General features: G+C 66.5%; 15 protein-coding genes, 1 tRNA gene and 1 other RNA gene. 13 read left to right on the top strand and 4 right to left on the bottom strand.

From position 1 onward, the window contains the following. Nucleotides 1-10: 10 nt before the first annotated feature. Together glyA and rpiB are read right to left on the bottom strand one after the other, a co-directional pair. A complete protein-coding gene (gene glyA, locus Sj15T_RS07375) occupies nucleotides 11-1,330 on the bottom strand; it encodes a serine hydroxymethyltransferase (protein WP_013040446.1) in 1,320 nt (439 codons plus the stop codon). A 12-nt stretch (nucleotides 1,331-1,342) separates the two neighbouring features. After that, nucleotides 1,343-1,780, bottom strand: a complete 438-nt coding sequence (rpiB, locus tag Sj15T_RS07370; protein WP_013040445.1) for a ribose 5-phosphate isomerase B — start codon at nucleotides 1,778-1,780, stop codon at nucleotides 1,343-1,345. 102 nt (nucleotides 1,781-1,882) lie between these two features. Between rpiB and Sj15T_RS07365 the strand changes: the two genes are divergently transcribed. Beyond that, a complete protein-coding gene (locus tag Sj15T_RS07365; RefSeq protein ID WP_013040444.1) occupies nucleotides 1,883-2,080 on the top strand; it encodes a hypothetical protein in 198 nt (65 codons plus the stop codon). Nucleotides 2,081-2,177: 97 nt separating this feature from the next. Here the strand turns inward: Sj15T_RS07365 and Sj15T_RS07360 are convergent, their stop codons facing one another. Further along, nucleotides 2,178-2,834 carry an alpha/beta hydrolase gene (locus Sj15T_RS07360; protein WP_013040443.1) on the bottom strand — a complete coding sequence of 219 codons (657 nt, stop codon included), beginning with the start codon at nucleotides 2,832-2,834 and terminating at the stop codon, nucleotides 2,178-2,180. A 147-nt stretch (nucleotides 2,835-2,981) separates the two neighbouring features. Between Sj15T_RS07360 and Sj15T_RS07355 the strand changes: the two genes are divergently transcribed. The 12 genes from Sj15T_RS07355 (at nucleotide 2,982) to Sj15T_RS07300 (ending at nucleotide 13,212) form a co-directional block, all read left to right on the top strand. After that, a complete protein-coding gene (locus Sj15T_RS07355; RefSeq protein WP_013040442.1) occupies nucleotides 2,982-4,088 on the top strand; it encodes an aminotransferase class V-fold PLP-dependent enzyme in 1,107 nt (368 codons plus the stop codon). Further along, entirely contained in the window at nucleotides 4,085-5,173 is a 1,089-nt protein-coding gene (locus tag Sj15T_RS07350) for a cysteine desulfurase family protein (RefSeq protein WP_013040441.1), read from the top strand. The genes Sj15T_RS07355 and Sj15T_RS07350 overlap by 4 nt, the downstream gene beginning before the upstream one ends. Nucleotides 5,174-5,242: 69 nt before the next feature. After that, on the top strand, nucleotides 5,243-5,578 hold the full coding sequence (locus tag Sj15T_RS07345; protein WP_007688791.1) for a 2Fe-2S iron-sulfur cluster-binding protein: 336 nt from the start codon (nucleotides 5,243-5,245) through the stop codon (nucleotides 5,576-5,578). 17 nt (nucleotides 5,579-5,595) lie between these two features. Continuing rightward, nucleotides 5,596-6,510 (top strand): SGM family class A beta-lactamase, encoded by a 915-nt coding sequence (blaSGM, locus tag Sj15T_RS07340; protein WP_253720711.1) that lies wholly within the window; start codon nucleotides 5,596-5,598, stop codon nucleotides 6,508-6,510. Nucleotides 6,511-6,678: 168 nt separating this feature from the next. Continuing rightward, nucleotides 6,679-6,776, top strand: an RNA gene (gene ffs / locus Sj15T_RS07335) — signal recognition particle sRNA small type. Nucleotides 6,777-6,890: 114 nt separating this feature from the next. Next, complete coding sequence (locus Sj15T_RS07330) at nucleotides 6,891-8,501, top strand: DNA polymerase III subunit gamma/tau (protein ID WP_013040439.1); 1,611 nt, start codon at nucleotides 6,891-6,893, stop codon at nucleotides 8,499-8,501. Beyond that, nucleotides 8,498-8,821 carry a YbaB/EbfC family nucleoid-associated protein gene (locus Sj15T_RS07325; RefSeq protein ID WP_007688797.1) on the top strand — a complete coding sequence of 108 codons (324 nt, stop codon included), beginning with the start codon at nucleotides 8,498-8,500 and terminating at the stop codon, nucleotides 8,819-8,821. The genes Sj15T_RS07330 and Sj15T_RS07325 overlap by 4 nt, the downstream gene beginning before the upstream one ends. 130 nt (nucleotides 8,822-8,951) lie before the next feature. Further along, a complete protein-coding gene (gene lon, locus Sj15T_RS07320; RefSeq protein ID WP_013040438.1) occupies nucleotides 8,952-11,348 on the top strand; it encodes an endopeptidase La in 2,397 nt (798 codons plus the stop codon). A gap of 176 nt (nucleotides 11,349-11,524) precedes the next feature. Further along, nucleotides 11,525-11,797 (top strand): HU family DNA-binding protein, encoded by a 273-nt coding sequence (locus Sj15T_RS07315; protein ID WP_007688799.1) that lies wholly within the window; start codon nucleotides 11,525-11,527, stop codon nucleotides 11,795-11,797. A gap of 288 nt (nucleotides 11,798-12,085) precedes the next feature. Next, nucleotides 12,086-12,162: transfer RNA gene (locus Sj15T_RS07310), tRNA-His, on the top strand. Between the two features lie 158 nt (nucleotides 12,163-12,320). Further along, the gene (gene hisI / locus Sj15T_RS07305; protein ID WP_007688801.1) at nucleotides 12,321-12,692 is read left to right on the top strand and encodes a phosphoribosyl-AMP cyclohydrolase; all 372 of its coding nucleotides are present in this window, start codon (nucleotides 12,321-12,323) and stop codon (nucleotides 12,690-12,692) included. Beyond that, on the top strand, nucleotides 12,679-13,212 hold the full coding sequence (locus tag Sj15T_RS07300; protein ID WP_013040436.1) for a hypothetical protein: 534 nt from the start codon (nucleotides 12,679-12,681) through the stop codon (nucleotides 13,210-13,212). Before hisI ends, Sj15T_RS07300 begins: the two co-directional genes overlap by 14 nt. A gap of 33 nt (nucleotides 13,213-13,245) precedes the next feature. Here the strand turns inward: Sj15T_RS07300 and Sj15T_RS07295 are convergent, their stop codons facing one another. After that, the gene (locus Sj15T_RS07295; RefSeq protein ID WP_013040435.1) at nucleotides 13,246-14,457 is read right to left on the bottom strand and encodes an MFS transporter; all 1,212 of its coding nucleotides are present in this window, start codon (nucleotides 14,455-14,457) and stop codon (nucleotides 13,246-13,248) included. Between the last annotated feature and the right edge of the window lie 48 nt (nucleotides 14,458-14,505).

Genomic DNA, 14,505 nt, shown 5'->3' with positions numbered 1-14,505 from the left:
CTACTCCTTATCAGCCTTCGTAAATGGGGAAACGGGCGCAGAGGGCCGAAACGCGCTCGCGCACATTGGCTTCTATCGCGGCATCGCCATGCTCGCCATGATCGCGCAGCCCTTCCAGCACGTCCGCGATCATGTCGCCGATGGCCTCGAACTCCGCCACGCCGAACCCGCGCGTCGTTCCCGCAGGGGAACCGACCCGAATGCCGCTCGTCTTGGTCGGCGGCAGCGGGTCGCCCGGCACGCCATTCTTGTTGCAGGTGATGAAGCTGCGCTCTAGCGCCTCGTCCGCATCCTTGCCCGAAATGCCGTAGGGGCGCAGGTCGATCAGCGCCAGATGCGTGTCCGTGCCGCCCGAAACCACGGCCAGGCCGCGCTGCTCCAGCTTGCCGGCAAGCGCCTTGGCATTGGCGACGATGGCCTGCGCATAGGTCTTGAACTCCGGCCGCAGCGCTTCGCCGAAGGCCACTGCCTTCGCCGCGATCACATGCATCAGCGGCCCGCCCTGAAGGCCGGGGAACACCGCCGAATTGATCTTCTTCGCAATGGCCTCGTCATCGGTCAGGATCATGCCGCCACGCGGCCCGCGCAGCGTCTTGTGCGTGGTGGTGGTCACGACATGGGCGTGGCCGAAGGGCGTCGGATGCGCGCCGCCCGCCACCAGGCCCGCGAAATGCGCCATGTCGACCATCAGCAGCGCGCCGACCTTGTCCGCAATCGCCCGGAAGCGGGCGAAGTCCAGGTGACGCGGATAGGCCGAACCGCCCGCGATGATCAGCGTCGGCTTTGCCTCGACCGCCTGCGCCTCCAGCGCGTCATAGTCGATCACATGCGTGTCTTCGCGCACGCCATATTGCACGGCATTATACCATTTGCCCGACAATGCGGGCTTCGCGCCATGCGTCAGGTGCCCGCCCGCGTCCAGCGACAGGCCCATGATGGTGTCGCCCGGCTTCGTCAGCGCCAGCATCACCGCGCCGTTCGCCTGCGCGCCCGAATGGGGCTGCACGTTCACGAAACCGCAGTTGAAGATCTGCTTCGCCCGGTCGATGGCCAATTGCTCGACCTCGTCCGACGGCGCGCAGCCCTGATAATAGCGCTTGCCCGGATAGCCTTCGGCATATTTGTTGGTGAAGACCGAACCCTGCGCCTCCAGCACCGCCTTCGACACGATATTTTCCGAAGCGATCAGTTCGATCTGGTTCTGCTCGCGCTTCAGTTCATGGGTGACGCCCGCGAAGACCGCCGGATCGGCATCGGCCAGGCTGCGCGTGAAATAGCCTTCGGAACGGATGTCCGACAGGGCGGGCTGGGCGAGGGTGGCGGTGCTCATAGGGCAGGCTCCTTAAAGCGCGGGCTGGGAGAGTTTCTCGACACGGCCGGCATGGCGGCCACCGCCGAAATCGGTGGAAAGAAAGGCGGAGACGCAGGCCTTGGCCATGTCCACGCCGGTCAGGCGCGCGCCCATGGCCAGGACATTGGCGTCATTATGCTCGCGGCTGAGCGCGGCGGACAGCGGCTCCGACACCAGCGCGCAACGGCAGGCGGGGTTGCGGTTCACGGCGATGGAAATGCCGATGCCCGACCCGCAGAGCGCAATGCCCCGCTCCGCCGCGCCCGAAGCCACCGCCGCCGCGAGCTTGTAGCCGAAATCGGGATAATCCACCCGGTCGGCCGTCGCCGGACCCAGATCGTCGACCTCATGCCCTTCGGCGCGCAGCCAGTCGGCAAGTTCCGCCTTCAGATCGACGGCGGCATGGTCGGAAGCGATGGCGATTTTCACGGCAATTTCGTCCTGTCACGCAAAAGGCGATTCGTTTCCGCGCCTCATAGGGGCTGATCCGCGATATTGCCACAGTCCACCCGCCCACCTATGGCCTGCTTCATGGCTGGCACGATTTTATCCATATTGATGCTCGCGGGCATGGCGCTGACCGGCGGCGGCATCTACGCCATCGTGAAGCGGGGCGACCGCAGGCGGGGGGCGTTGATGATCGTCGCGGGCCTCGTCCTGTTCGCCAATGTCGCCATCACCGCCATCCCCGGCCCGGACCTGCCTGTGCTGGAAAAGGACGGCCGCTAAGCTGCATCGATATTGGGCCATGCGGCGGCTTCTGTGCCAGCCCAAAAAGAAAAGGGGCCGCCAAGGCAGCCCCCAAATCCTCAACCGCAAAACCCATTCACCGTATCGGCGAATCCGGCGAAAGCCGCATGTCCAGATAATTGTCGACCGACTTCATCAACTGGTCCAGCTCATGCTCGAAAAAGTGGTTCGCGCCACGGATCTCGTCATGATGGATGGTGATGCCCTTCTGCGTCCGCAGCTTGTCGACCAGCTTCTGCACGGCGCTGGCGGTCACGACCTCGTCCGCCGTCCCCTGCACGATGATGCCGGACGAAGGGCAGGGCGCCAGGAAGGAGAAGTCATACATGTTCGCGGGCGGCGCGACAGAGATGAAGCCCCGGATTTCCGGCCGCCGCATCAGCAACTGCATGCCGATCCACGCCCCGAAGGAGAAGCCCGCGATCCAGGTCGTCTGCGCCTCCGGATGGAAGCTCTGCACCCAGTCGAGCGCCGCTGCGGCGTCGCTCAACTCGCCTATGCCGTTGTCGAACGTGCCCTGGCTCCGCCCGACGCCCCGGAAGTTGAAGCGCAGCGTGGCGAAGCCGCGCCGCACGAAGGTCTTGTAGAGCGCCTGGGTGATGCGGTCGTTCATCGTGCCGCCGCCCTGCGGGTGCGGGTGCAGAATCATCGCGACGGGCGCGCGGGGGCGGGGCGGAGGGCTGAAGCGGCCTTCGAGGCGACCTTCGGGACCGGGGAAAATAACGTCGGGCATGGCACCTGTTATGGTTCTGGGCGGCCCCACCCGAAACAGGGCGAGCCGCGAATGGAGAGGGCGCAGCAGCCAGTGCTGGCGCTGCGCGACAGACCGCCTATATAGAAGTCGCCACCATTTCCGCAATCAATGAGTCTTCCCAGATCCGTGGCTTCCGACCGTCTCTATCTGGATCACGCCGCCACCACGCCTGTCCTGCCCCAGGCGAAGGCGGCGATGGTCGAGGCGCTGGACAACTGGTCCAACCCGTCCAGCCCCCATGGCGACGGCCGCGCCGCCCGCGCCGCGCTGGAGGACGCCCGCCGCCGCATCGGCGCTGCGCTGGGCTGGGGCGGCCAGATCCTCTTCACCTCCGGCGCCAGCGAGGCCATCGCCATCGGACTGGGGCGGGCCAGGGCGGGCCGCATCCTGACCTCCCCGGTCGAACATGATTCGGTCCTGCGCGTCACGCCCCAGGCCGAACGTCTGGAAGTAACGTCCGATGGTCTCGCCACTCTTTTCCCCGTTCGGGCTGAGCCTGTCGAAGCCCAACACTTGTTTTCGGAAGAGAAGGGGAGGGCTTCGACAAGCTCAGCCCGAACGGATGAGAGGGTTCTCCTCGCCGTCCAGCACGTCAACAACGAAACCGGCGTCATCCAGCCGCTGGACGCCATCGCCCGCGAAAATATCATCCTCTTCGCCGACTGCGCCCAGAGCGCCGCCAAACTCCCGCTTCCCGACGCCGACATGATCGCCGTCAGCGCCCATAAATTCGGCGGCCCGCCCGGCATCGGCGCGCTGCTGATCAAAGACCTCGTCCTGATCGACCCCAGCGGCGGCCAGGAGCAGGGCTATCGCGCCGGAACCGAAAACCTCCCCGCCATCCTCGCCATGGCGGCGGCGCTCGAAGCCCGCGCCGACTGGCTCCCCAGGGCCGAGACCCTCCGCGCCAAACTTGACGCCGCCATCGAAGCGTCCGGGGGCGAGATCGTCGCCCGCGATACGCCGCGCATCCCCACCATCGCCGGCTACCGCATGCCCGGCCTTTCCGCCCGCGCCCAGCTAATCCAGTTCGACCTCGCCGGCATTTCCGTCTCGGCCGGCAGCGCCTGTTCCTCAGGTTCGCTCAAGACCAGCCATGTCCTGCGCGCCATGGGCTGGGACGATGCGCGGGCGGGCGAAGTCGTCCGCGTCAGCTTCGGCCCGGATACGAGCGAGGCGGACGTGGATCGCTTCGTCGCGGCCTGGACGCGGATGGCGGAACGGGCGCGATGACCGTCTATCTCGACTATCAGGCGACGACGCCGCTCGCGCCCGAAGCCTTCGACGCGATGGTCCCGCTGCTGCGCGACCAGTTCGCCAATCCGCACAGCGCCCACCGGCTCGGCCGGGCCGCCGCCGCGCAGGTCGAGCATGCCCGCGCCGAAATCCTGAAGCTGCTGCCGGATGGCGGCCGCCTGATCTTCACCTCCGGCGCGACGGAAGCGCTCAACATGGCGATTCAGGGCGCCTCGCCGGGCGGCATCGTCACCATCGCCACAGAACATGCCGCCGTCCTCGACACGGTCCAGGCGATGGGCAGGGCGGGGCGGGACATCACCATCCTGCCGGTCGGTCCCGACGGCATCGTCGACCTAGAAGAAGCCGCCAGGGCGATCCGTCCGGGCACGGCGCTGGTCGCGGCCATGCTGGTCAATAACGAGATCGGCGTCATCCAGCCTGTCGCGGAACTGGCCGACCTTTCGCACAAGGCAGGCGCGCTGTTCCTCTGCGACGCCGTGCAGGGCTATGGCCGCGTGCCCATCCCGCCCCGCTGCGACATGATCGCGATCAGCGCCCACAAGGTCCATGGACCCAAGGGCATAGGCGCGCTCTGGCTGCGCGACGACGTGGCCCTGACGCCCGTCATCCATGGCGGCGGGCAGGAGGGCGGCCTGCGTTCTGGCACCCTGTCGCCGGCGCTGTGCGCGGGTTTCGGCGCCGCCGCCCGGCTGATGCGCGAACGGGCGGATGGCGACCGGGCGCATGCGGAAACGCTCTGGAACGCTGCCCGCCGTCTCTTCTCCCAATGGACGCTCAACGGCAGCGAAAGCCTGCGCTATCATGGCAATCTGAACCTGCGTCGAACGGGCGTGGACGGCGCGCGGCTGTTGTCGGAATGCCGCGATGTCGCTTTTTCGCTCGGCAGCGCTTGCGCAAGTGGGTCCGGGCGGCCTAGCCATGTGCTGCGCGCACTCGGCCTTTCAGACGCGGAGGCGCGCGGATCGGTGCGGATCGGCTTCGGCCGGTACACGACACTGGCCGAATTGGAGGATGCGGCGGAGGCAATGAACAGGGCAGCCCAAATATGGGCGCCATGAAGCGTCGCGCGGAAAAGCGGAAAACCGCTTTTCGCATCATGCGGCAATACAGAGCGGGGAACGCATATCATGACCAGGGTCGTCTTCATCAGCGCGGATGGAGAGCATAAGCAGGAGGTCGAAGCGCCGCCGGGCGCCGTGCTGCTGGACGTCGCGCAGGCCGCGGGCCAGCCGCTGGAGGGAACATGCGAAGGGCAGATGGCCTGTTCCACCTGCCATGTCATCGTCGACGCCGCCGATTTCTCCAAGCTCGGCAAGGCGAGCGAGGATGAGGAGGACATGCTGGACCTCGCCGCCGCCGCGACCCGCACCAGCCGCCTGTCCTGCCAGATCGTGCTGGATGAACAGCTCGACAGCCTGACCGTCCGCATTCCGGGCGAATCCTACAATATGCAGGGAATGTGAGCTTGCCCAGGCGCCTGATATTCGCGGCCCTGCTGCTCGCCGCCCCGGCGGCCGCGCAGCAGGAAGCGCCGCGCCAGTCGCTGCTCCCGCCGCCGCCCCGCTATATGGTGAGCGAATCCGCCATGAAGTCGGTCCGCAATCCCAAGGAGATAGAGACGGAAAGCGGCGGCCGGCTGGGCGTGGCGCTGGTCGACGGCAAGGGCGCGCTGATCCTTGGTTTCAACCGGGACGAGCGTTTCGCCATGTGCTCGACCTTCAAGGCGCCGCTCGCCGCCGCCGTGCTGGCGGGCGCGGAAGGCGGCAAGTTCGGGCTGGAGGGGCAGATCAGCTTCGCCAAGGCCGATCTGCTGGACTATGCCCCGGTCGTCAGGAAGAATGTGAAGCGCGGCCGCATGTCGATGGAGGAACTCGCCGCCGCCGCCGTGGAGGTCAGCGACAACAGCGCGGCCAACCTGCTGCTGCCGATGGTCGGCGGGCCGGAGGGCCTGACCCGCTTCATCCGCGCCCATGGCGACATGGTGACGCGGCTCGACCGCAATGAGCCGTCTCTCAACGAGAATGCGGAGGGCGACGAGCGCGACACCACCAGCCCCGCCGCCATGGCCGGCCTGATGGGCCGCCTGATCTTCCGCGACCTCGCTCCGGAAAGCGCCGGAAAGCTGCGCGGCTGGCTCAATGCCAGCACCACCGGCGCCAACCGGATCAAGGCGGGCCTGCCCAAGGGCTGGATCTCCGGCAGCAAGACGGGAAGCTGCGGCACCGCCTATAATGACGTGGCGCTGGTGAAGGCCCCGTCGGGCGAGGAATATATCCTGGCCATCTATCTCGACCGCCCGACGGTCGACGCCAAGGCCGCCGAAGCCGCCATAGCCGAAACCGCCCGCGCCGCGCTGGATTTCGTGGATAAGGCGCAGAAGACCGGGCTGGAATAGACCCGGAAGGAACCAAAAGAAAACCAATGGGCTCCTGGGAAGGCAGAAGTCCAGGGTGGAGAAGCGCAACCGGGCCTTGGGCTCCCGCCTTCGCAGAAGCACGGAAAGCCCCTGTCCGGCCGATCCCTTAACCCCTTGCCATCCCCACCGCCTTTCGCCATATGCCGCGCCGGGAGTCGGGCGGACGCAGTCGTCGCGAACCTGGTCAGGTCCTGACGGAAGCAGCCACAGTGATTTCGCTGCGGGTCGTTCCGGCTCCCACCGCCATCCAAACCCCGTTCTGGCCCAGCCTGTCGAACGCCGCTTCTTCTTTCGCTATGGGAACGAAGGAGGCTTCCCTTCGGGTCGCCAAGCCCCGCACGAACGGCTAGAAGATTCGAATGTCCGATTCCCCTCAGCCCTATCGCGTCCTTGCGCGCAAATATCGCCCGCGCAATTTCAGCGAACTGATCGGGCAGGACGCGATGGTCCAGACGCTGGGCAATGCGATCCGCCGGGGTCGCCTGGCCCATGCCTTCCTGATGACCGGCGTGCGCGGCGTGGGGAAGACCTCCACCGCCCGCCTCATCGCCAAGGCGCTGAACTGCGTCGGCCCGGACGGGCAGGGCGGTCCCACCATCGATCCCTGCGGCCTCTGCGAGCCCTGCATGGCCATTGGCGAGGGGCGGCATATCGACGTTCTGGAGATGGACGCCGCCAGCCATACCGGCGTCGACGATATTCGTTCGATCATCGATATAGCGGGCAAAGGCGCCTATTCGGCCCGATACAAGATTTATATCATCGATGAAGTTCACATGCTTTCCCGCAATGCTTTCAATGCTTTGCTGAAGACGCTGGAGGAGCCGCCTGAACATGTGAAGTTCGTGCTGGCAACGACGGAGGTGAACAAGGTGCCGGTGACGGTGCTGTCGCGCTGCCAGCGCTTCGACCTGCGCCGCATCCCCGCTGAACTGCTCGCCGCCCATTTCGCCCATGTGGTGGAGGCGGAATCGGTCGCCGCCGAACCCGATGCCCTGGCCCTCATAGCCCAGGCCGCCGAAGGCTCCGCCCGCGACGGCCTCTCCATCCTCGACCAGGCCATCGCCCATGCCGAAATGGGCGAAGGCGCGCCGCTCGTCACCGCCGCGCAGGTCCGCGACATGCTGGGCCTTTCCGACAGGGGCGCCACGCGTCGCCTGCTCGGCCTGCTGCTGGAGGGCGACACCGGCGTGCTGCTGGGCGCAGTGCGCGACCAATATGCGCTGGGCGTGGAGCCGCTCTCGCTGATGCGCGGCCTGCTGGAACTGGTCCATGCCGTGACGCTGGTGAAGGCGGGCCGCGACATCGCCAATCCCGGCCAGTCGGCGGAGGAGCGCGAGGCGCTGGCCGACTGGGCGTCGCAACTCGGCTTCGCGCCGCTGCATCGGCTTTGGCAGTTGCTGCTGAAGGGCCATGACGAGGTCGCCAGCGCCGCGCTGCCCATCGAAAGCTGCGAAATGGCGCTGCTGCGCGTGATGCACGCCGCGACCATGCCCGACCCCGGCGAGATCGCCCGCCTGATCCGGGAAGGCGCGCCAGCCGCCGCCGCGCCGGGCGAGGGGGACGCAGCCGCCCCATCCTCGGCGCCCGCCGCCACGCTCCCCGCCAGCTTCGAGGAACTGATCGAGGCTTTCTGGCAGCGCGGCAAGGGCCAGCTCGCGCAGGAACTGCACGATTGCATCGGCGTCGTCCGCTATGCCGCGCCGGAACTGGACTATGCCCCGACGCCCTCCCTGCCGTCCGATTTCCTTGCCCGCCTCACCCCGGCGCTGCGCGAGGTCACCGGCACGGCCTGGCGCGTCAATGCCGTCGATGGCCCCGCCGCGCCCACCCTGCTGGAGCAGGAAATGCGCAAGGCGGCGGACGCCCGCGCGGAAATCATGGAAACCCCGGTGGTCAAGGCGGCGTTGGCCGCTTTCCCCGATGCCGAGCTTGGCGACGGGCTCGAACAATGGAGCGCAGAGCGATGAAGGATCTGAACGAAATATTGGGCATGGCGAGCCGCGTGCAGGAGGAACTGCAACGCGCCCAGGAAAATCTCGACAGGCTGGAGGTGGAGGGCACGGCCGGCGGCGGGCTGGTCAAGGTCCGCGCCTCCGCCAAGGGCCGCATATTGGGCGTCGCCATCGACGACAGCCTGCTCGCCCCGTCGGAAAAGCAGATGCTGGAGGATCTCATCACCGCCGCGTTCAACGATGCGCGCAAGAAGGCGGACGAAGTCTCCAACGCCGAAATGGGCAAGATGACCGCCGGCCTGCCGCTGCCGCCCGGTTTCAAGCTGCCTTTCTGATCGCGGACGCGCCGGGGATCAGCCTTTATTCATCATTGCGATCCCATAACGCATGATTGAACCATGCGGCGACCATCCCCATAAAGGCGATGAACCGCATGACTGGGTGGGATGCCGCCCCGGAGAGTGAATGACTACGCAATACCCCCTTCTGCCCCTGCGCGACATCGTCGTTTTCCCGCAGATGATCGTGCCGCTGTTCGTGGGTCGCGACAAGAGCGTGGCCGCGCTCGAATCGGCGATGGAAGGCGACAAGGAAATCTTCCTGGTGTCGCAGCTTGACCCGGCGGAGGATGATCCGGGGCAGGATTCGCTCTACTACACCGGCGTCATCGCCGTGGTGCTGCAATTGCTGAAGCTCCCCGACGGCACCGTCCGCGTGCTGGTGGAGGGCAAGCAGCGCGCGCGCCTCGACGGCATTGGGCAGGCCGACGGCCATATGGTCGCCGATGTGACGGCGGTCGAGGAAATCGCTGCCGAAGGGCCGGAAGCCGCCGCGCTGATGCGTTCGGTGGCCGAACAGTTCGAAAATTACGCCAAGCTCAACAAGAAGCTGCCTGCCGAAACCCCGGTGCAGTTGCGCGAGATCGAGGATGCGGGCCGTCTGGCCGACGCCGTCGCCGCCAACATCAACGTGAAGGTCGCCGACAAGCAATCCCTGCTGGTCGAGGCCGATCCGGTCAAGCGCCTCGAAATGGTCTTCGCCTTCATGGAAGGCGAACTGGGCGTGCTCCAGGTCGAGAAGAAGATTCGCGGCCGCGTGAAGCGGCAGATGGAAAAGACCCAGCGCGAATATTATCTGAACGAGCAGTTGAAGGCGATCCAGCGCGAACTGGGCAATGGCGAGGGCGAGGAAGGCGACGAACTCGCCGAACTGACCGAGAAGATCGCCAAGGCCAAGCTCAGCAAGGAAGCCCGCGCCAAGGCGACGGCGGAACTGAAGAAGCTCAAGGGCATGCAGCCCATGTCCGCCGAAGCGACGGTCGTGCGCAACTATCTCGACGTGCTGCTCGGCCTGCCCTGGGGCAAGAAGGGCAAGGTCAAGACCGACCTCAGGAAGGCGCAGGCGATCCTGGACGAGGATCATTTCGCGCTGGAAAAGGTCAAGGACCGGATCATCGAATATCTCGCCGTGCAGGCGCGCACCAACAAGCTGAAGGGCCCGATCCTGTGCCTCGTCGGTCCTCCGGGCGTCGGCAAGACCTCGCTCGGCCGCAGCATCGCCAAGGCGACGGGCCGCGAATTCGTGCGCCAGTCGCTGGGCGGCGTGCGCGACGAAGCGGAAATCCGCGGCCATCGCCGGACCTATATCGGCTCGCTGCCGGGCAAGATCGTCTCCAACCTCAAGAAGGCGGGGACGATGAACCCGCTGTTCCTGCTGGACGAGATTGACAAGCTGGGCCAGGATTTCCGCGGCGATCCGGCCTCCGCCCTGCTGGAGGTGCTGGACCCCGAACAGAACAGCAAGTTCCAGGATCATTATCTGGAGATCGACGTCGATCTTTCAGACGTGATGTTCGTGACGACCGCCAACTCCCTGAATTTGCCTCAGCCCTTGCTCGACCGCATGGAGATCATCCGGCTGGAGGGCTATACCGAGGACGAGAAGGTGGAGATCGCGCAGCGCCACCTGCTGCCCAAGCAGATCGACGCCCATGGCCTCAAGGAAGGCGAACTCGACGTCACGGAGGAGGCTGTCCGCGACCTCATCCGCTACTATACCCGCGAAGCCGGCGTTCGCACGCTGGAACGCGAAGTGGCGCGCCTCGCCCGCAAGGCGCTGCGCAAGATCCTCGAAGGCGCCTATGACAAGGTGACGATCACGCCGGAAAACCTGGCCGACTATGCCGGGGTGCGGAAATTCCGCCATGGCGTGGGCGAGGAGGAGCATCAGATCGGCGCGGTGACGGGCCTGGCCTGGACCGAGGTGGGCGGCGAACTGCTGACCATCGAGGCGGTGACCGTGCCCGGCAAGGGCGCGATCAGGACCACCGGCAAGCTGGGCGAGGTGATGAACGAGTCGGTCCAGGCCGCCTTCTCCTATGTGAAGGCGCGCTCGCCCGGCTATGGGATCAAGCCCAGCATCTTCACCCGCAAGGACATCCATATCCACCTTCCCGAAGGCGCGGTGCCCAAGGACGGGCCTTCGGCGGGCATCGGCATGGTGACGACCATCGTGTCGACGCTGACCGGCATTCCCGTGCACAAGGATGTGGCGATGACCGGCGAAGTCACGCTGCGCGGCCGCGTGCTTCCCATCGGAGGCCTCAAGGAAAAGCTGCTCGCGGCGCTGCGCGGCGGCATCAAGACGGTGCTGATCCCGGCCGAGAATGAGAAGGATCTCGCGGAGATTCCGGCCAATATCCGGGAAGGGCTGGAGATCGTTCCCGTGTCCCATGTGGACGAGGTGCTGGCCCGCGCCCTGGTGAGCAAGCCCGAAGCGATCGCCTGGACCGAAGAGGACGACCTCGCCGCCCAGCCGAACCCGGCGCAGGGGCGGGACGGGGAAGCCCCCATCCGGCACTGAGATGGACGAAAAAGGCAGCGGCGGGCGGCGATTCAGCAGGCTTTTACCATAAAATCTCGCCTCGCCGGGCGCCGATGCCGCTTTCCCTTTGACAAGGCCCGAAAGCTGCGCCTTATTGCCCCGCCTACGCCGCGATTCCTAAACTATCCAGACAGCTAGAAGGGGGTTCCCAAGGCATGAACAAGCAGGATCTTATCAGCGCAGTCGCTGAAAGCAGCGGCCTTTCCAAGAGCGACGCCAGCAAGGCAGTCGAGGGCGTTTTCGACGCCATCACCGGAGCCCTGAAGAAGGGGGATGAAGTTCGCCTGGTCGGTTTCGGCACTTTCTCCGTTTCGCAGCGCAAGGCCTCGACCGGCCGCAACCCGCGCACGGGCGAGACGATGACGATCAAGGCTTCGGCCCAGCCGAAGTTCAAGGCCGGCAAGGGCCTGAAGGATTCGGTCAACTAAGGATTTTCCTGGGGCGCTTTCCTATGAAGCGCCCCGGTCCGTTTTTTGAGCCGGCGTCGCGGTTGGCGAAGTTTTATCGGAGAGAGAGCGCCGGATTTCAGCGCGGCAACAGGGAGCAAATGCTCCCATGCGCGCTGATTTTCCAAGGCATGAAAAGGGACGGGGGCTTCATGCCCTTCGCCCCTTTTCTTTTTATTGCGGCATCCCGGCTTTTTCCGCATCAGTCCGCTTGACGGCGCGGGATGGGCCGCATATGTGGCCCTTCTCTCAAGGGGCACGGCCCCTGTGGCGATCGTAGCTCAGTTGGTTAGAGCGCCGGTTTGTGGTACCGGAGGTCGCGGGTTCGGATCCCGTCGATCGCCCCATTTCCTTCCTTCCTGGACAGTCGCGGCAGGAAAGGGCCAGCGCACCGCCTCGGCTCTTTCGCGCCGATCCCCTCGAAGCGCCTTGTTGCTTCTCTGCCCGATACGCCGCCCATCATTCAGGGCTTCGCACGAGCGCCGCAGCCCTCTATAGCCCGCTCATGGACGAAGCGCGCGACAAGGGCCTGGCCCTCAACCCCAAATATGACCGGGACGGCCTGATCACCGCCGTCGTCACCGATGCGGACAGCGGCGAATTGCTGATGGTCGCGCACATGAACGCGAAGGCGCTCCAGCTTACCCGCGACACCGGCCTTGCGCATTTCTGGTCGCGCAGCCGCCAGTCGCTGTGGAAGAAGGGCGAGACGTCCGGCCATATGCTAAAGGTGCGCGACCTTCGCATCGATTGCGATCAGGACGCCGTCTGGGTGAAGGCCGTGCCCGCCGGGCCTGCCTGCCACACCGGCGCGCGCTCCTGCTTCTTCCGCCGCATCGGCCCGGAAGGCCTGACGCCTGTCGATGCGGCTGGCTAGCCTTGCCGCGCTGCTGTCGCTCGCCGCGTGCCAGCGTGAGGCTGCGCCCGCGCCGGGTCCGCGTGAAACCGGCATCCAGACCAGTTCCGGCCTTGAGCGCGCCGCCATCGAGACCGGAGCGATCGCGGACGCGGCGAAGGTGCCGGCAATCGGCCTTTACCAGCGCAATCATGAAGCGGGGCGGGACGCGCTCTGCGTGATCCCGGCCAGGGACGGCGATTATCGCTTCGGCATGGAAGCGTCCTTCGGGGAGGGCCAGAGCTGCGCCGGCAAGGGATCGGCGCGGCGGGCCGGCGACAAGCTGATCCTCAGCTTCTCCCGCAGCGATCATTGCATCGTGGTGGCCCAATATGACGGCGATCAACTGTCGCTGCCCGGCGTGGTCGACATGAAATGCGCGGAACTCTGCAAGGGGCGAGGCTCGCTGGAGGGCGTCAGCTTCCCCCGCGTGGCGAGCGACGCCGCCGCGGCCTTGCAGGCCCGCGATGGCAGCGGCGATCCGCTTTGCGATCCCGATTAGGAAATCCGGCCCCTGTCGCGTTTCCGGCGAGGCTCATTCGCAAGCCACCGCCGCCAGCCGCAGGGATTTTTGGCGCAGGTTCAACGCCAGCAGGAAGATCGCCAAGCCCCCCAGGGCGAGGGCCGCGCCGATCCACCCGGTGGAGGTCAGCCCATAGCCGGCCGAGATGGCCAGCCCGCCCAGCCACGGCCCCAGCGCATTGGCGACGTTGAACGCGCTGTGATGCGCCGCCGCCGCCAGCGTCTGGGCATCGCCCGCCACGTCCATCAGCCGCGTCTGCAAGACGCTGCCCAGCCCCCCGCCGCAGCCGATCAGGAAGATCACCAGCGACAGGCTCCATATATTCCCCGCCATCAGGGGAAACAGCGCCAGCGACGCCGCGCTCCACAACAGCACGATGACGGCGGTCCTGCCCTGCGCCCGGTCCGCGGCCCAGGCCGCCGCCAGATTGCCGATCGTCATGCCGATGCCGAAGATCGCCAGCACCACCGGCACCAGCCGCTCCGACACATGGGTCACGGAAATCATGGTCGACGCCACATAGGTATAGACCGCGAACAGCCCGCCAAAGCCGATGGCCCCGGTCAGCAGCGTCAGCAGCACCTGGGGTTCTCGCAACGCGCCCAGTTCGCGCATGGGCACGGCTGCCGGATCGCCCGCGTCCCGCGGCGCGTAAAGCGCCACCAGCGTCATGGTGATCATCGCCAGCACCGCCACGATGCCAAAGCCCCACCGCCATCCCAGCGCCTGTCCCATCCAGTTCGCCACCGGCACGCCGATCACGGTCGCGACGGTCAGGCCGGTCATCACCCGCGCCACCGCCAGCGCGCGCCGGTCGCCCGGCACCAGCGAGGCCGCGACCAGCGCCGCCACGCCGAAATAGGCGCCATGGGGCAGGCCGCTCAGGAAACGGAACAGCAGCATCGTCGCATAGTCGGGCGACAGGGCGCTCATGCCATTGCCGATGGCGAACAGGGCCATCAACCCGATCAGCAGCGTCCGCCGGGGCAGCCGCGCCCCCAGCACCGCGATCACCGGCGCGCCGACCACCACGCCGAGCGCATAGGCGCTGATCGCATGGCCCGCCATCGGCTCGCTGATGCGCAGGTCGCCGGCGAAGAAGGGCAGCAGGCTCATCGCCGCGAATTCGGTCGTGCCGATGGCGAAGGCGCCCATGGAGAGCGCGAGAATGACGAGAGCGGGGTGAACGGGGCCGGAAGAAGGGGGACGGCTGGCCTGCGCCATCGGCTGCTCCATGTTGCGATGCGGTGGGAATGACGCCCGCACATGATA

It is taken from the genome of Sphingobium sp. TA15 (assembly GCF_037101235.1).
Taxonomy (GTDB): Bacteria; Pseudomonadota; Alphaproteobacteria; order Sphingomonadales; family Sphingomonadaceae; genus Sphingobium; species Sphingobium indicum.
This window is presented reverse-complemented; position numbering and strand designations above follow the sequence as displayed.